At 46.3% G+C, this 18348-nt stretch carries 14 protein-coding genes; 10 read left to right on the top strand and 4 right to left on the bottom strand.

The window, feature by feature from the left end; all coding sequences use genetic code 11:
• The first annotated feature begins 13 nt into the window (after positions 1-13).
• The 5 genes from mfd (at position 14) to ACRD7P_RS18745 (ending at position 6667) form a co-directional block, all read left to right on the top strand.
• Positions 14-3403 carry a transcription-repair coupling factor gene (mfd, locus tag ACRD7P_RS18765; protein ID WP_430909259.1) on the top strand — a complete coding sequence of 1130 codons (3390 nt, stop codon included), beginning with the start codon at positions 14-16 and terminating at the stop codon, positions 3401-3403.
• A gap of 10 nt (positions 3404-3413) precedes the next feature.
• Positions 3414-3749 (top strand): hypothetical protein, encoded by a 336-nt coding sequence (locus ACRD7P_RS18760; RefSeq protein WP_430909258.1) that lies wholly within the window; start codon positions 3414-3416, stop codon positions 3747-3749.
• Positions 3750-3920: 171 nt separating this feature from the next.
• Positions 3921-5243 carry a TlpA family protein disulfide reductase gene (locus ACRD7P_RS18755; RefSeq protein WP_430909257.1) on the top strand — a complete coding sequence of 441 codons (1323 nt, stop codon included), beginning with the start codon at positions 3921-3923 and terminating at the stop codon, positions 5241-5243.
• 67 nt (positions 5244-5310) lie between these two features.
• A complete protein-coding gene (locus ACRD7P_RS18750; RefSeq protein WP_430909256.1) occupies positions 5311-5577 on the top strand; it encodes a hypothetical protein in 267 nt (88 codons plus the stop codon).
• Entirely contained in the window at positions 5537-6667 is a 1131-nt protein-coding gene (locus tag ACRD7P_RS18745) for a multinuclear nonheme iron-dependent oxidase (RefSeq protein WP_430909255.1), read from the top strand. The genes ACRD7P_RS18750 and ACRD7P_RS18745 overlap by 41 nt, the downstream gene beginning before the upstream one ends.
• 50 nt (positions 6668-6717) lie before the next feature.
• Here ACRD7P_RS18745 and ACRD7P_RS18740 read toward each other — a convergent pair whose 3' ends face one another.
• Positions 6718-7377 (bottom strand): aspartate kinase, encoded by a 660-nt coding sequence (locus ACRD7P_RS18740; RefSeq protein WP_430909254.1) that lies wholly within the window; start codon positions 7375-7377, stop codon positions 6718-6720.
• 51 nt (positions 7378-7428) lie between these two features.
• Positions 7429-7788, bottom strand: coding sequence for a YraN family protein (locus ACRD7P_RS18735; RefSeq protein WP_430909253.1), 360 nt, complete (start codon positions 7786-7788; stop codon positions 7429-7431).
• A gap of 189 nt (positions 7789-7977) precedes the next feature.
• Between ACRD7P_RS18735 and ACRD7P_RS18730 the strand changes: the two genes are divergently transcribed.
• Entirely contained in the window at positions 7978-9489 is a 1512-nt protein-coding gene (locus ACRD7P_RS18730; RefSeq protein WP_430909252.1) for a DUF1800 domain-containing protein, read from the top strand.
• Between the two features lie 10 nt (positions 9490-9499).
• Positions 9500-11215 (top strand): DUF1501 domain-containing protein, encoded by a 1716-nt coding sequence (locus tag ACRD7P_RS18725; RefSeq protein WP_430909251.1) that lies wholly within the window; start codon positions 9500-9502, stop codon positions 11213-11215.
• Between the two features lie 177 nt (positions 11216-11392).
• Here ACRD7P_RS18725 and ACRD7P_RS18720 read toward each other — a convergent pair whose 3' ends face one another.
• Positions 11393-11572: a hypothetical protein gene (locus tag ACRD7P_RS18720; protein WP_430909250.1), complete on the bottom strand. Its 180-nt coding sequence runs from the start codon at positions 11570-11572 to the stop codon at positions 11393-11395.
• Between the two features lie 217 nt (positions 11573-11789).
• Between ACRD7P_RS18720 and metG the strand changes: the two genes are divergently transcribed.
• On the top strand, positions 11790-13868 hold the full coding sequence (gene metG, locus ACRD7P_RS18715) for a methionine--tRNA ligase (protein WP_430909248.1): 2079 nt from the start codon (positions 11790-11792) through the stop codon (positions 13866-13868).
• 198 nt (positions 13869-14066) lie between these two features.
• Positions 14067-16193, top strand: a complete 2127-nt coding sequence (locus ACRD7P_RS18710) for a Tex family protein (protein ID WP_430909247.1) — start codon at positions 14067-14069, stop codon at positions 16191-16193.
• 109 nt (positions 16194-16302) lie between these two features.
• On the opposite strand, the gene ACRD7P_RS18705 is transcribed toward ACRD7P_RS18710, so the two are convergent.
• A complete protein-coding gene (locus tag ACRD7P_RS18705) occupies positions 16303-17259 on the bottom strand; it encodes an L-threonylcarbamoyladenylate synthase (RefSeq protein ID WP_430909246.1) in 957 nt (318 codons plus the stop codon).
• A 147-nt stretch (positions 17260-17406) separates the two neighbouring features.
• Here ACRD7P_RS18705 and ACRD7P_RS18700 point away from each other — a divergent pair, with 147 nt between their 5' ends.
• A complete protein-coding gene (locus ACRD7P_RS18700) occupies positions 17407-18309 on the top strand; it encodes a histone deacetylase family protein (RefSeq protein ID WP_430909245.1) in 903 nt (300 codons plus the stop codon).
• Positions 18310-18348 lie beyond the last annotated feature (39 nt).

Below are 18348 nucleotides of genomic sequence, written 5' to 3'. Positions count from 1 at the left end.
AAATTTTAGGGAATTGCCGAATGCCACCGTTCAACACCTATTTACACAGTCTCCCAAACTTGGGAAACTGCAGGAGCTTATTGCCCAAAACCAAACTTCCACACCCCAAAAAATAACGTTACAAGGACTGACGGGCTCTTCGCTCTCCTTTGTATTATCCGTTATTTTTGAACAAAGTGGGCGACCGCTTTTATTGGTCTATAACGACAAGGAAGAAGCCGCCTATTACCTGAACGACCTGGAGCGGTTGTTGGGTGAAAAAAACGTACTGTTCTATCCGGGAAGTTACCGAAGGCCATACGAAATAGAAGAAACCGATAATGCCAACGTGCTATTACGGGCCGAGGTATTGAACCGCATCAACTCCCAAAAGAAAGCGGTGGTCATCGTTACCTATCCCGATGCCCTTTTTGAAAAAGTGGTCACACGAAAGGAACTGGACAAGAACACCTTAAAAATACAGCTTGGCGATACCTTATCGCTCGATTTTTTAAACGAGGTCCTTTTCGAATACAAGTTCAAGAGAGTCGATTTTGTAACAGAACCGGGCGAATTTTCGGTCCGAGGAGGTATTGTGGACGTGTTTTCCTTTTCCCATGACCAACCCTATCGAATCGAATTTTTTGGAGATGAGATCGATAGCATGCGGACATTCGATATCGCTACGCAACTTTCCACCGATACGGTCAATAAAATAACGATAATTCCCAATGTCGCCAACAAACTATTGCACGAGATCCGAGAGAGTTTTTTGCGTTATATTTCCCCCCAAACCCTTATTTACACCAAAAACACCGCGGTTCTTGTCAACCGGTTGGACGATTTTTTTGAAAAAGCCGAAAAAGCCTTTGCCGAGCTATCGGGAACCGTTCGGCAAGCGGGACCGGCCAAGCTTTTTACCAATGGGGACGAATTTTCCAAGAAGCTCGATACGTTCCAATGCCTGACGAGCGAAAATACCGATACGGCCGAAAAGGGCGCTCCGATCCTCGCATTCACAACACGGCCACAACCCGCTTTCAATAAAAAGTTCGATTTTCTGATCCAGACCCTGAACGATTTCAGGGCCGAAGGATATAAAACGTACATTTTCTGCGCCAGTGAGCAACAGGCGAAACGTTTTCATTCCATATTCGAAGAGGTAAACGAACAGGTGCAGTACCAAACGGTCGTACTGCCATTGTATCAAGGTTTTATTGAGGACGACCTTAAAATCGTTTGTTTTACGGACCACCAAATTTTCGAACGCTACCACAAATTCCACCTTAAAAATGGCTACGCCAAAAAACAGGCCATAACCCTAAAAGAGCTGAACAAACTTGAAATCGGGGATTACGTTACCCATATCGACCATGGTATCGGTAAGTTTGGGGGACTTCAAAAGATAGACGTAGAGGGCAAAAAACAGGAAGCCATTAAATTGATGTATGGGGAAAGGGACATTTTATATGTCAGCATCCATTCCCTTCATAAAATTTCCAAGTTCAACGGTAAGGATGGCGCCGTTCCCAAAATTTATAAGCTTGGATCTACGGCATGGAAAAAATTAAAGCAAAAAACCAAGACACGGGTCAAGAAAATCGCTTTCAACCTGATCAAAGTCTATGCCAAACGTCGTTTGGAAAAAGGGTTCCGGTACCAACCGGACAGTTACCTTCAAAATGAGCTGGAGGCCTCTTTTATTTATGAGGATACCCCGGACCAGAGCAAAGCTACGGAAGACATCAAAAGGGACATGGAAAGCGAACGGCCCATGGACCGCTTGGTCTGTGGCGATGTAGGTTTTGGAAAGACCGAAGTTGCCATCCGGGCCGCTTTTAAGGCCGTGGACAATGGCAAACAGGTAGCGGTATTGGTGCCCACTACCATATTGGCCTTTCAGCACCACCGCACCTTCAGCGAACGTTTAAAGGAAATGCCCGTAACGGTGGCCTATCTCAACCGTTTTAGAACCGCGAAACAACGTAGGGAAACGTTACTGCAGTTGGAAGAGGGCAAGGTGGACATTATCATCGGAACACACCAATTGGTGAATAAAAATGTGGTCTTTAAGGATTTGGGACTACTGATCGTGGATGAAGAACAAAAGTTCGGTGTTTCCGTTAAGGACAAGCTAAAATCGATCAAGGAAAATGTAGACGTATTGACCCTTACGGCAACGCCCATTCCCCGAACCCTGCAATTCAGTTTAATGGCCGCAAGGGACCTTTCGGTGATCAATACCCCACCGCCCAACCGCTACCCCATTGAAAGTAGGGTGGTACGGTTTACGGAAGAAACCATCCGCGATGCGGTGAGTTATGAAATGCAACGGGGGGGACAGGTTTTTTTCATTCACAACCGGATCGAAAACATCAAGGAGGTAGCCGGAATGATCCAGCGCCTAGTTCCTGATGTCAAGGTCGCCGTTGGCCACGGGCAAATGGACGGTAAAAAATTAGAGACTCTTATGTTGGCTTTTATGAACGGGGAGTTTGACGTTCTGGTGTCCACCACTATCGTGGAAAGCGGGCTTGATGTGACCAACGCCAATACCATTTTTATAAACAATGCCAATAACTTTGGCCTTAGCGACCTGCACCAGATGAGAGGAAGGGTCGGCCGCAGCAACAAAAAGGCCTTTTGTTATTTCATTACCCCTCCCTATGAGGCCATGACTGCCGATGCCCGAAAACGAATAGAGGCATTGGCACAGTTTACGGCTTTGGGCAGCGGCTTTAACATTGCCATGAAAGATTTGGAAATCCGCGGTGCCGGAGATCTCTTGGGCGGGGAACAAAGTGGCTTTATTAACGAGATCGGTTTTGAAACCTATCAAAAAATACTGGCAGAAGCGATCGACGAACTCAAAGAGAACGAGTTTAAAGAACTCTATGACGAAGTTGAGGGCCAAAAGGAAAAAGTATATGTAAAAGAGACCCAGATCGATTCCGATTTTGAACTCTTGTTCCCGGACGATTACATCAATAACATTACGGAACGGCTGACCTTGTATACGGAATTGAACCAGATCAAGGAAGAGACCGCATTGCTTTCTTTTGAAGCCGAACTGAAGGACCGTTTTGGCGAATTGCCTACCCAAGCGTTGGATCTATTGGATTCCGTACGCATCAAATGGATCGCAAATGGCATTGGGTTGGAAAAGGTGGTGATGAAAAAAGGAAAGCTCATCGGTTACTTTATTGCCGATCAACAATCGGAATTTTATCAAAGTGCCGGTTTCACTAAGGTGCTTCAATACGCGCAAAAAAACCCTGCAAAATGTCGGCTAAAAGAAAAAAAGACCCGAAATGGGCTGCGATTGCTGCTGGTATTCGAACCGATCAATTCGGTAAAAAAGGGGTTGTCGGTTTTGAAGCCTTTTGAATCCAAAGAAAAAGAGGCTATCTTACCCAATACTTAAATCTATGGACATGAAGTTTGAATTATCCGAAAAATTGGCCATCGTACACGTTATCGATTCCGTTATCCAGGCCGATGGCGTCATCCATAAAGGGGAAATCAATGCCCTTGGCAAACTGATGAAGGTTATCGATTTCGATACCAATTTCATTATTTCGGCCCGCAACGTCATCCCTGAACAGGGCAACATCATTTTACGGAGAATGGACTCGCCCAAAAAGGCGGCCTTGGCAACGATGTTAAAAGAAATGGCCAAAGCGGATGGTTTTGTGCACCAAAAGGAAATCACCTTGATTACGGAGTTGTTTTCCCAAATCGGTATTTTCGAAAAAATGGAGCCGTATTAGGAATTTCAAGGGAGGTGCCCTAAAGCATTTGGCGCTTTTGTTCGATCGGCTATATCTTTAGATTTCCACGTGGATACTGCTAACCGGACAACGTTGTCTTGGCTTTTCGTTGCAAAACCGAATAGCGAATCTTTAGAATACAATTGGTAAGGTTTTTGAACTGTTAAGGATATGAAAGCAAAATGGACCATAGTGATGTTGTTTGCAATGCTCGGTCTGGGGGCGCAACATACCATTTCGGGAACCTTTTCGCCCGCCGAAGAATTCAGTTGGCTGATCGCATACCGCCTTACCCCTGCCGCACAAAGCTATATCGCCGATACCGGTATCAAGGATGGAAAATTCGAAATGAAAGTTCCCGAAAATGCGAAGCCCGGAATATACCGTATGGTATATGCCATACCCCAAGAGGAGTTTTATTTTGATATCGTGTTCGGCAATACCGAGGATGTTGTTTTGGAATTCGATCTGGACCAAGGCGTACACTTCTCCACTTCTGAAGAAAACAAACTTTTTCTGTCCTACTTTAAGGAAATGGACACCCTGGAGCGCGACCTTATTTCGTTTTACGAAAATGACACGGACGGCAAGTCCGTTTTTAAACAGCGGACCGCAACCTGGAAAGAACGACAGGACTACTATGAAGAACTAACAAAAAACACCTTTATCCATACCTTTATCACCGCCAACAGAGGCTATTTTCCTGAGCGTATGGAAACAAAACAGCAATACATTAAACACAAAAAAGTCCATTATTTTGACTATCTCGATTTTTCCGACCCCGACCTTCAGGCGTCGGACCTGTTGAGCGAGAAGGCCATCAACTATATATTCACGGGACAGGCTACGGACAGCCTTACCGATAGGGAAGTGTTCCATACTACGATCAAGGAAAACCTAGCAGTGCTCGACACGCAACTGAACGGAAGTTCAAAGGCCTATCGTTTCTCCCTATTTCATAAAATATGGAAGCGATCAGCGGCGCAAAACCTAACTCGCGTATCGGACCATGTTTTGAATACCTACCTTACACCCAACGCCGAAAGCAAGGACGACAAAGAGACCCTTAACACCATTATTGCCGACAACCGGCTCCGTATCGGAAAAAAAGCACCGGAAATCGAATGGGTCTCGGGAGAGGAAACCAAACGGTTGACCACGACTACGACCGACAAATACGTGGTACTGATTTTTTGGAGCAGTACCTGTGGCCACTGTCTTAAAGAAATACCGCCCCTGCACGAAAAATTGAAAACCAATACAGCTGCTACGGTAATAGCTGTCGGTCTTGAAGAAGGAGAGGATACTTGGAAAAATCAATCGGCCATCTTGCCCGATTTTGAACATGCGATCGCCTTGGGAAAATGGGAAAGTACCTATGCCAAGGTATATGACATACAAAAAACACCGACCTATTTTATTTTGGACAAAGAGAAACGTATTGTTGCAAAACCGGAGAATGCAAAGGCCGTATTGGCGTTTCTTGAAGATTAATGTACGGCTCTCATTTAGGTTTGGTATGACGTTTGAAGCCTTTTGTTAGAAACCATAACCTATTTTTATGAAAGTATCCGCTTTTTTATTGACCACCATGCTGGCCTCCTGCGCCGTTACCATGGCACAAGATTCCGTTGCGATCAAAACAGGCGATACTTTGGCCGGAAAAAAGATTCCAAAGAAAAAAGGTGTCGTTATGGATTCCATTGCCCACCAAAAAAAGGATAGCCTTCACCAGAAAAACACCAAAAGGCCCAATACTTTAAAAGGTGACAAAAAGCCGTCGGAAATTGATTTCTATTTCAACTGCCCCGGGTGTGGAAGGGGGTAACGATGGCATACTACCGAAAGTAGGTATTGCACTGTCCACGGAACCCGCGTTTGTTCAAGCGACACTGCCCCTTTTCCAAAATGCGGACATCGATGTGATCGAGTGGTCTTTTGACACCCTTACCGATGCCGCCCACACCCCTCTATGGCTCGATCAAATGCTTGAAGAATATGGTGCGGCCGACAGGCTATTGGGCCATGAGGTCTTTTTTTCCCTATTGGACGGTCGCTGGAGCCCCGAACACGACCAATGGATCACCGCATTAAAAAAAGAGGGCAACACCCATCGTTACCAACAGCTAACTGCACACTTCGGGTATATGACCCATGGTGATTTTCACAGGGGATGTCCACTTCCCGTACCTTTGACAACCAATGTGCTGAACCTGGGCATAGACCGATTGATGCGTATACAGGAGGTCGCCAAAGTTCCCGTTGGGGTAGAAAATTTGGCATTGGCCTTTACCGAGGACGATGTACAACGGCAGGGGGCGTTCCTGGCAAAAATGGTGGCACCGGTTAACGGCTTTCTGATCCTGGACCTTCATAACTGCTATTGCCAGGCCCATAATTTCAATATCGATATCATGCAGCTTATCGGGTCCTACCCGTTGGATCTGGTAAGGGAAATACATGTTTCAGGTGGAAGTTGGGACCATATTGGTCCGGACAATAAACGGATACGTAGGGATACGCACGATGGCGGCGTACCTGAGGTGATTTTCGAGGTGCTACCGGAAGTCCTTAAAAAATGTCCCTATCTGGAATATGTACTATTGGAACAGTTGGGAAGCGCTTTTAAAGAAAAAAAAGACCAGCTTCATTTTCAAAAGGATTTTTATAGATTAAAACAGGTCGTTGGCAACGCGTCAAAAGACCATCAGAAAAAAGCCTGGGGAAATACCGTGGTTCCACCAAAGACCCCATGGAACGACGAGGTCCTTTACCGGCAACAGCGGAACCTGGAAACGGTGCTCTCCAAGGCGCGTAAGGTCGAGGATGTTCGAGAAGGTTTTACCGATTGGCAAACGGAAGCATGGAAGACCGAAATGATAGCGACGGCCATTAAAGTATATCAAAAATGGAATTGACCCTTTCTTTCTGCCAATACCATGTACGGACCCTACTTATGGCGCCGGCCTTAAAGGGTCTTTAAATCCTTAATGGTCTTGAAAGCAATGTCTACCTGATCGTCGTTTACCAATATCGTAAATTCGTTGGTGGTAGAAATAACTTCATACAATACAATACCCTCCCAGGCCAGTCGTTGAAAAATGAAATAATAAATTCCGGGAACGGATACGTTCTCCGCAGGAAGTTTTACGGTAATGGAAGAAAGGTTCTCGGCTTTTTGAGTACACTTTTCGGCCTTGAACAGTTTTTCTACCTCACCGCTCATGGTATCGCTGAGTACAATGTTCATTTCGTTGACCCCACGGGAAGAAGTGTAAAAAACGTCTTGATTGGCGTTCACCACTTCAATAAGTTTCGCCTGTTGCGCCAAAATGGTATCCGAAACCAAAAAAGTAAAATCGGTAAGGGACGACCGCACCGTAATCTCCCCAATATTCTTCAGCACCTTTACGATTTTATGGGTGGCACGAAATTCCAAATCGTCCGAAAGTCGTTTCAAGGCCATGACAATGGCCCCGTTTCGCACGTCCTTGCCCAGTTCATCTTGAATCTCCGGCTTTACGATTCTGGACAAAGAGGTTAAATTGATGATGCCCTGTGCCAAGGCACTTTGCAAAAATGGTTTTTTCTTGATGTAATCCTCAACGACGGACGAAATAGTTTTCATTCTTTTCGATTTGAAGCAAATATAACAATATGTTACAAATAAAACAAATATTTAAAAATGAAAGAAAGCTGACTCCAAATGTTCGACCTTAAATTGATAGCGGTTCTTTAAAATCGCAATAATGTCGAAGCGTACCTCCACCGCTAAGGATTTTTCGGTAACATAATGATCGGCCGCGGCCACCAAAAGTTGTATTTTCTTTTTGGTAATCGTTTCGGCGATCGACATCACACGGTCCGTACTTCGGGCGCGTACCTCAACGATGGCCAGGATACCGTTTTTTTCGGCAATAATATCTATTTCGGCCTTTAGGTATCGGTAATTCCGCTCCCGTATGTGATACCCTTTTTTTTCCAGAAGCGCAGTTGCAATGGCTTCGCCTTCTTTTCCAAACTCGTTGTGCTTACCCAAACGGATCTATTAAAATGTTAAAAAAATGCATTTCATCGAAAAAAAACGCATTTAAACGTCTCTATTGCGTTTCTCTACGTAAATTCCCAAACCGTACGTCGAAAATAATAGGATTGAAACACTATCCAATAGGTTTAAGCGTTAAGAATTTATCCCTACACACATGAACGTTCTTAAAGCCTACAAACTATGGAATATTTCGTTAACTGTAATGTTGCGACGCTGGTGCCGTACACCACTCCCTTGGATACTACCAAGGCGGCACACCTGTATAGGAGATTGGGATTTAGTGCTTCGGCACAAACGATAAGCAATGCCGTTAACAGCAATGCCGGTGCCTTGGTGGACAATTTGGTCGATCAGGCGGTTGCCGCCCCACCCATGGCCGCCCCCCCTTGGGCAGCTTGGACCAACGCCAACTATCCGGAAGATGATGATCAGGCCAGGGCCATTCGCCGGGGACAGGTCAACGATTGGCGCAACGGCTACATCAATGCCCTGTTAGATAATGGTTTAAAGGACCGAATGAGTTTCTTTTGGCTCAACCATTTCGTAACGGAATACCGCGTGTACGAGTGTGCTGGCTTTTTAGCGGAGTATACCGATTGCTTGCAGCGTAACGCCCTCGGTAACTTTCGGACTTTCGTTAGCGAAATTGGGCTGACCAATGCCATGCTCTATTATTTGGATGGTGCCTTCAACAATGGGAACAGACCAAATGAAAACTACGCAAGGGAACTTTACGAACTCTTTACCTTGGGTGAGGGAAACCAATACGATCAAAGCGATATTGAGGAGACCGCCAAAGCCTTGACCGGTTACGTGGAACGTGGAGAAGTCGGTTGTACGCCGGTCGCCTTTAACCCGGAACGATTTAATACCGACACCAAAACCATTTTTGGACAAAGCGGAAACTGGGAGTATGATGATGTGATCAACATTCTCTTCGAACAACGGGGCGATTCCATTGCCCGGTTCATCTGTAACAAACTATATGAGTTTTTCGTGCACCCCGATAGCAAACGGGAAGAATATAACCCCGGTGGCACGTACGCCGTAGGACACCCTCAGGGCATTGTGGAAGAACTGGCGAATACCATGCTGGCGAATAATTTTGAAATTGCGCCGGTATTGCGACAATTGTTTAAAAGTCAACATTTCTTTGACGACACTACTGTGGGGGTCATTATCAAAAGCCCTTATGATCTGTACTTAAACCTCCTTACCGAAACAGGATTTGCCTATAATGATGACACTTTGGGAACTATTTACGACCATTGTGAACTTTTGGGCCAGGAACTCTTTTCACCGGTAGATGTTGCCGGATGGCAACGGGACCGTACCTGGATCAACACCAATTTTATTATCGGACGATGGATCACCTGCGAAATGCTGATAGAAACCTTCTGGAACGAGAACCAAGAACAATTTAGAGCTTTTGGTATTGCGGTAACGGGACCCAACGGTGCCACGACCAACGATCCCGACGAAGTGGCCCGTGCCATCATTGACAAACTGACCCCCAAAGGATTGCTCACCGCGGTTGACTATAGTGCCGCCATTGACACCTTTAGAGCAGAGTATGAACCTGATATGGTATATCAGAACAACTCTTGGAACATGACCCTTCCAAGGGCTCCGATACAAGTGAGAGATCTTTTGATCCATATGGTAAGTGAACCCGAATTTCAACTAAAATAAGCCTACGATTATGTGCAATATACATGACAATACCCCTCATATGGGGAAAGAACACGAAGGTCACGATGACGAACACAAAGCGTGGAGCCGTCGTTCATTTTTACAGGCTTTGGGAATCGCCGGAAGTGGTTCAATGCTTTTGGGCAGCAATTACCTTTCCGCATCGGCCCCCTCTAGGTTTACCCAGGCCATTGCATCGGCCGAAACCGATAATATTTTGATACTGATCCGTTTGTCCGGCGGTAATGACGGGCTCAGCACCGTAATGCCGATAGCGCAGTTCGATGCCTACGCCAATGCACGGCCGAACATCTATATTCCCGAAAGTAAAATTTTAAAGCTCACCGACGAGTTCGGGGTTCCATCCTATATGAAGTCGTTACAGTCCATGTGGGACGAAGGGCAGTTCAAGGCCGTCCACGGTGTAGGATATGAAGGGCAAAGCCTTTCCCATTTTACCGGTTCGGATATTTTTGCCAATTGCGATTTGGAGACCAACGGTTTTTCCGGGCTCAATACCGGTTGGATGGGGCGTCATTTTGAAAACTTATATCCCAACTATCTAATGCGTGGAGGTCGACCGGATGCGCCGGCGGCAGTACAGATCGGAAGTTTTGGAAATCTTGTTTTTCAAGGCGATGAAACCAACTATGCGTTCACCGCCTCCAATGTAGATCAGTTGGAAGAAATTGCTTCCAGAGGATTACAATACGATGTGGAACAGGCCCTTTTTGACGAATGTATGTATGGCGACCAATTGCGTTTTTTAAGAGGTGTTGCCAATGTAACCTATGATTACGCCGGAAAAATAAACGAAGCCTATGAAGCGGGCAGGAACGAGATTGAATATCAAGACAATGGTTTTGCAAGGCAGCTTGCCCTATTGGCACGTCTGATAAAAGGCAACCTGGGCACCAAGGTATATATGATATCCATTGGCGGCTTTGACACCCATGGCAATCAGCCGTTGGCCCACGAACGATTGATGACGAACCTATCGGTGGCTATCGATAATTTTTATGATGATCTCGCCTTTACCCAGCAAGACGAAAAAGTATTGAGCATGACGTTCTCCGAATTCGGGAGACGCATCTTCGAAAATGGATCCAATGGTACCGATCACGGTAAAGCCGCACCCACCCTATTCTTTGGGAACGGGCTTAACGGAAGTGCCTTTGTTGGCGAACACCCCGATGTTACCGAAGGGGATGGCCGTGGAAATCTCGATATTACCATGGATTTTAGGGACCTCTATGCTACCGTTATGGCAGAATGGCTCTGTATCGACGTTCCCTTGGTGGAAGAATTCGTATACCTCAATGAAAAGACCTATGCACCCATCAACTTAGGGTTCAATTGTAGTGGTGTGGACTTTGCGGATATCGCTTATAGCGATGGCGAACCCACCGTACCGACCCAACCAGATTCGGTAGACCCTACAAATCCGAATCCGGCACTGTTGGATGCCGTGGTGCACAAACCGTTCTACCCGACCGACAGTACGCCCCATATTTATCTGGAAATGCCCTTTAGCGCCCATGTGGATATTCAACTTTTTAATATCCTCGGACAAAAAGTAGGGACCGTTTTCAATGAAATGATGATGGAAGGATCTACGGAAATCAATATTCGGGAGCGTATTCCATCGCATTTGGCGAACGGAAAATACATTTACCGTATTGAAGTTCAAGATCAAAAAATGAGCAAATCGGTGATGGTCGCATAAACTAAGGAAAACACCCATTTCGTCCTCGAATCGAAGTTATACCCTTTTTGCTTTTTATTTGGGTAATTTTAAAACAAAAATGGTATTGCCCCCAACGTAAAAAAAGCCTTCGAACCGCATCCTATTATGGAGCATTCGAAGGCTTTTTCATTTTAGGGGAACGGTATTCCCGTTTTATCAGCCGAGTTTTGATTTGTTTTTACCAGTTTCAAAATTCAACGCTTTTTTAACCCGACTGTTCTTTTTCCGATATACCCTGGTCTGTCCCTCATTCTCGGGTAGCGTAGCCTCGGTCAAAAGTGTTGTTTCCAATAAGGCCTTTGCAAGTTTTAATTTTTTGGGATTACCATTGCTCATAGTTATTGATTTGTTAAGTTTTTTCCTACAAATAAAACTATGTTATGGCAACTTTCGTATACTTCTTCGACGAGTGACCCCTTCAAAAACCAAAAATTCGATGAACTGCACTTTCCCTTGTCTATCAAAACTGCGGTTATGGAATCCGTTATTTTAATTCCATTTCAAAGTGGTATCGGACCAAATCAGTACTTTTGTGCCTTCAATAAACGAAGCAATGTCGGAACACAGATCAAAACCTGCACGCTATACCATCACGGCCGCCTTACCTTACACCAACGGGCCCATCCATATCGGTCATTTGGCCGGTGTATATGTACCTGCGGATATTTACGCCCGTTACCTGCGGGGTACGGGGAAAGATGTACTCTTCGTTTGCGGTAGTGACGAACATGGTGTTGCCATTTCCATGAAGGCCAAGAAAGAGGGCGTAACGCCCAAGGCCATTATCGACAGGTACCACGCCATCATCAAAAAATCGTTTTCAGACTTCGGGGTTACCTTTGACAACTATTCCCGTACCTCGGCCGAAATACACCATAAAACCGCATCGAAATTTTTTACGACCCTGAACGAAAAAGGGGATTTTATAGAGGAGACCACCGCACAGTTGTATGATGAGGAAGCCCAACAGTTTCTTGCGGACCGTTTTGTCACCGGAACCTGCCCCAAGTGCGGAAACGAAGAAGCTTATGGCGATCAATGTGAAAACTGTGGTTCGTCGTTGAACGCTACCGATCTTATACAACCAAAATCGACCATAACGGGCAATGTGCCCAGTTTAAAGGAAACCAAACATTGGTTTTTACCGCTCGATCGCTACGAGGATTTTTTACGGAAGTGGATTTTAGAGGGGCACAAAAACGACTGGAAAGCCAACGTTTATGGCCAATGTAAATCGTGGATCGATGGCGGTTTGGAGCCACGAGCGGTTACCCGTGATCTCGACTGGGGTATTCCCGTACCGGCACCGGGCGGTGAGGGCAAGGTGCTTTATGTGTGGTTCGATGCGCCCATAGGTTACATCTCCGCTACCAAGGAATGGGCCGAAAGGGAAGGAAAGGCCTGGGAACCCTATTGGAAAGATAAGGACACCAAACTGGTCCACTTTATTGGAAAGGACAATATCGTTTTTCACTGCATCATTTTTCCGGCCATATTAAAGGCCGAGGGCAACTATATTTTACCCGAAAACGTACCGGCGAACGAATTTTTAAATTTAGAGGGCAACAAACTTTCCACCTCCAAAAACTGGGCCGTTTGGTTGCACGAATACCTCGAGGCGTTTCCCGAAATGCAAGATGTTTTGCGCTATACCCTAACTGCCAATGCCCCGGAAACAAAGGACAACGACTTTACCTGGAAGGACTTTCAAGCGCGAAACAACAACGAACTGGTCGCCATTTTTGGGAATTTCATCAATCGGGTGGTCGTTTTGACCAATAAGTATTATGAGGGAGCGGTACCGAATCCGGAGGAATTCACTCCAGTCGATAGGGATACCTTGGCCCAAATGAAGACCTTTCCCGAAAAAATTGCACGTTCCATTGAACGCTATCGCTTTAGGGAAGCCGGTCAAGAATTAATGAACCTGGCCCGTTTGGGAAATAAATACTTGGCCGATGAGGAGCCCTGGAAGGTAATCAAGAATGACGAAGGTCGCGTACGGACCATCATGTACATTGCCTTACAGATCGCAACGGGACTCGCTGTGTTGAGCGAACCCTTTTTGCCATTTACGTCCAAAAAATTAAAAACAATGCTGAATATGGAGCTCGGCCCTTCAGGTATGGTCTGGGATGCTGTTGCTTCCCAAGAAACCTTGCTTCCGGCGGCACATCGCATTCACAAAAGTGAACTCTTGTTCCGCAAGGTGGAAGATTCCGAAATCCAAGCACAGCTCGAAAAATTGGAAGCGACCAAAAAAGCGAACGAAAACGCCCAAAAAGAACCTATGCCGCAAAAAGACACCATTGCCTTCGACGATTTTTCAAAACTGGATCTACGGGTCGGGACCATTGTGTCGGCAGAAAAAATGGCAAAGACCAAAAAATTACTGGTGTTGCAGGTCGATACTGGTTTGGACACCCGCACCATAGTCTCCGGTATTGCGGAAAGCTTTGCCCCCGAGGCGATTATAGGCAAAAAGGTAACCGTATTGGTAAACCTCGCCCCAAGGGCACTCCGCGGCGTGGAAAGTGAAGGAATGATCTTGATGACGGAAAACGCAGATGGAAAACTAGTTTTTGTCAATCCCGACGAAGATGGTGTTGGTAATGGGGCGGGGATTAGTTAGTGAGTTTATCTATTGGCTTAGCACCTTAAAGTTCCAGAGGTTGGAACCGTAAATGTCACTTCGAGCGCAGTCGAGAACCTAGGAAGGCCTAGACATTCCGAACTGAAGTGAAACCATCAACCCACAAAACCCTTTGGCGTCTCCCAGCGATAGTTTATTTTAGCAAGAAAACAGACCTCCCCTCACCTCGCCTAGTCAATGACGCTCTTCCAATACATCAAAGAACAGACCCAGCTCCCCGAAAAAAGCATTCAAAATACCGTTGAACTTTTGGATCAGGAGTGTACCGTTCCCTTTATTTCGCGCTATCGAAAGGAAAAAACGGGAAATCTGGACGAGGTACAGATCGGTACCATCGTTAAGTACAAAGGGGAATATGAAACCTTGGCCAAACGGAAAGCGGTCATTATAAAAGCGGTGGAAGAACAGCAACTACTGACCCCCGAACTTCGGGAGAAATTCGCGTCTACCTATGACCTTACGCGACTGGAAGACCTATACCTACCGTTCAAAAAAAGTAAAAAAACGAAGGCCGAAGTAGCGCGCAAAAATGGGCTTGAACCCTTGGCCAAAATGATTATGGCCCAAAATGCCCCCGATATCGAAGCCACTGCGGCACGTTATTGTAAAGGGAATGTGCCCAATGCGGAAGCCGCCTTGGAAGGGGCGCGGCACATCATAGCGGAATGGATCAATGAACGTACCGATATCCGAAACCTGATCCGTAATCAACTACAACGATCCGCACAACTCACCACCAAAGTCATCAGCACGGCAAAAGAAGAAGAAAAGGCCCAAAAATATCGGGATTACTTTGATTGGAGCGAAGCTTTAAAACGATGCCCCTCACACCGTTTATTGGCTATTTTAAGGGCCGAAAACGAAAAATTTATTCGTTTAAAAATCGAAATCGACAAGGAGTACATCTTAGACAAAATAGCATCCCGTTTGATCAAATCGAACAATTCCTGCAACGCACAGATACAATTGGCTTTGGAAGATGCCTATAAACGTTTGTTGTTCCCTTCACTTTCAAAAGAGCACCTAAAGGCAGCCAAAGAAAAGGCGGATGAAGCGGCCATTTCGGTTTTTTCAAAAAACTTGCGGCAGTTGCTGTTAGGCGCCCCGTTGGGAGAAAAAAGAATCCTGGCCATTGACCCCGGGTTCCGTACGGGCTGTAAAATAGTGTGCCTGAACGAACAGGGCGACCTCCTCCATAACGAAACCATATATCCGCACCCACCCCAGAAAAAACGCTCGGAAGCCCTAAAAAAAATAAACTCCCTATGCGATGCGTACAAAATAGAAGCCATTGCCATTGGTAACGGTACGGCTTCACGGGAAACGGAACAACTGGTAAAACAAGTTCCCTTTAAAAATACCGTGGCGGTGTTCGTCGTCAGCGAGGCGGGTGCCTCCATTTATTCCGCCTCTTCCATTGCCCGATCGGAATTTCCCGATTATGATGTTACCGTTCGGGGTGCGGTGTCCATAGGACGCAGACTGGCGGACCCCTTGTCCGAACTGGTAAAGATCGACCCAAAATCGATCGGTGTCGGGCAATACCAACATGATGTCGATCAGGCGAAGCTGAAAACGTCTTTGGATACCGTTGTGGCAAGCTGCGTAAACTCAGTGGGGGTCAATATCAATACGGCAAGCCCGTCCCTATTGGGCTATGTGTCCGGTATCGGTCCCAAACTGGCCGATAACATCATTGCCCATCGCAATAAAAATGGGGCGTTTACCAGTAGGGCCGATATTAAAAAAGTACCGCGATTGGGAGAAAAGGCCTTTGAACAAGGCGCGGCGTTCTTACGCATCAAGGAAGCAAAAAACCCCTTGGACAACTCCGCGGTACACCCCGAGAGTTACGCGGTGGTAGCAAAGATGGCAAAGGACCAACGGCTAGATCTTCACCAACTGATCGGAAATGAAACGGTGCTGAAGGCGATACCCCTGCAGCAGTACTGTACGGAACATATCGGCATGCCTACCTTAGAAGATATTATAAAGGAACTCAAAAAACCGGGACTGGATACACGAGAAAGGGCAAAAGTCTTCACTTTTGACCAAAACATCCGTGGTATAGGGGATGTGCGATCGGGACAGCTACTACCCGGTATTGTGAACAACATTACCAATTTCGGGTGTTTTGTGGATATTGGAATAAAGGAAAGTGGATTGATCCATGTGTCCAACCTTGCGGACCGCTTTGTAAAGGATGTGAACGACCATGTGCACCTGCACCAGCAAATTATTGTAAAAGTGTTGGAAGTGGACCTTCCCCGAAAACGGATCCAATTGGCATTGCACCCTTCGTAATCCACAACTTTGGCGGGACCACCGAGAGTTCGAGAGTGTATCGTAACAATCTAAGGTCCCTATCACATAAACCCTGCAGCTTTTTTATGGGTGGACTACGACGAGAACCTCAATTTTGGGCCCTATGCAGTCGGTCATTGATACTGCGGCCCAACCCTTTCTCGGGAAAACGCTCCGCAACAATAAGATCGAGACCGGCCCGGTCCAGCTCATGAAGACTTGCAAAAAGGTTTTGGGCAGCCTCTTCCATACTTGCGCCAGTCGAAAGCACCTTTACCAAAGCGGCTTGGGGAAAGCTATCCCTACAGAACGAAAGCACACCGACTTTTTTTGAAGTGTTTTCCGTTATGGTGGCATCCACATCGGCACTCACGACCAATGGGGTACGGGGCGCATAATGTTTCAACAGCATGCCCGGTGCCTGTGGTGTCGTTTCGTTTTCCAACAGTAAGGTAACACTCCCCACCGTTGCCTCGATATCCTCTACTGAAATACCGCCCTTCCGATACACAATGGGCGCTTCGCCATCAAATCCCACAATAGTCGACTCCAAGCCCACCGAACAGGGACCACCGTCCAATATAGCCGGAATACGACCATTGAAATAATTGGATACGTGTTCCACCGTGGTAGGGCTTACCCGAGTAAAAGGATTCGCACTGGGTGCCGCTACCGGAAACGGCAGCTTTTTTAACAATTCCAGCGTCAAGGGATGATCGGGCATGCGAATGCCCACCGTAGGTTTTCCCGCAGTAATGATATCGGGAACCTTGGCATGTTTAGGTAAAATTAAAGTGAGTGATCCCGGCCAAAAGGCTTTTGCCAATCGCATTGCATTTTCGGGAACATTCTGGGCAAGGCCGTCCAACTGCGACAAACTATGGATATGGACGATCACCGGATTGAAACGGGGCCTTCCCTTTAATTCAAAAATATTCGCTACTGCAGCTTCTTCCATGGCGTTACCCGCTAGGCCGTATACCGTTTCGGTCGGTATGGCCACCAAACGGTTCGCTTTCAACAATGCTGCGCAATAGTCGATATCCTGGGTAATCGCCGTTTTCATTCCCACAAAGGTACTATTATTTCAAAATGGACATTGCTTTTTCAAACGCATCCTTATGGAAAATACAACGAGAGATCGTACTTGTCGGTATGTTCGGCACACCTTATCTTTACGGGACAGGCCGCACCCTAAACTGCGGCATGTTGTATGTTAAAAATAGCGTTCCATCCCATCTACAAACACCCATTGCCGGAGGGACATCGGTTTCCGATGCTCAAGTACGAATTGTTGCCCAAACAATTATTGCATGAAGGCACATGTACGCCGGAGCATTTTTTTGAGCCCGGCCTACCGAACGATAAATACATTGTTGCGGTACACGACCCCGACTATTTTTACGACCTGTTGAACATTAAAATACCACCTAAGGAAGCCCGCAAAATAGGCTTTCCGCTATCGGAGGTACTTGTGGAACGGGAACGTATTATCGCCGATGGAACCATGCGCGCTTGCGAGCATGCCTTGGAACATGGTATCGCCATGAACATTGCCGGCGGTACGCACCATGCCTACACCGATCATGGAGAGGCTTTTTGTATGCTCAACGATCAGGCCATAGGGGCACGATACCTACAGGCAAAGGACTATGCCCGTAACATATTGATCGTTGATCTAGATGTGCATCAGGGCAATGGAACCGCCGAAATATTTCAGAACGACCCTTTCGTATTTACGTTTTCCATACACGGCGCGGGAAACTACCCGTTCAAAAAAGAACGGTCCGACCTCGATATTGCCTTGGAAAAGGGAACCGATGATGACACTTACCTGTCCATTTTAACCGAAACGCTTCCAAAACTGATTGCCCGACAACGCCCGGATTTCATCTTTTATCTCTGCGGGGTAGATGTCATTGCGACCGACAAATTGGGTACTTTGGGGATGTCGGTACAGGGTTGCAAGCAACGGGACGAATTTGTACTGGAGACCTGTAAAAACCATCAAATTCCGGTGCAATGCAGCATGGGCGGTGGGTATTCCCCAGAAATCAAAACCATAGTGGAAGCACATGCAAATACCTTCCGGGCAGCACAAAAAATCTACTTCTAAAACCATGTGAATGCGCTGTAAACATGCGTTATAATGCGT

It is taken from the genome of Maribacter sp. 2-571 (assembly GCF_050589625.1).
Lineage (GTDB): Bacteria > Bacteroidota > Bacteroidia > Flavobacteriales > Flavobacteriaceae > Pelagihabitans.
Note: the sequence above shows the minus strand (reverse complement) of the source record. Positions and strands in the feature narration are given on the sequence as shown.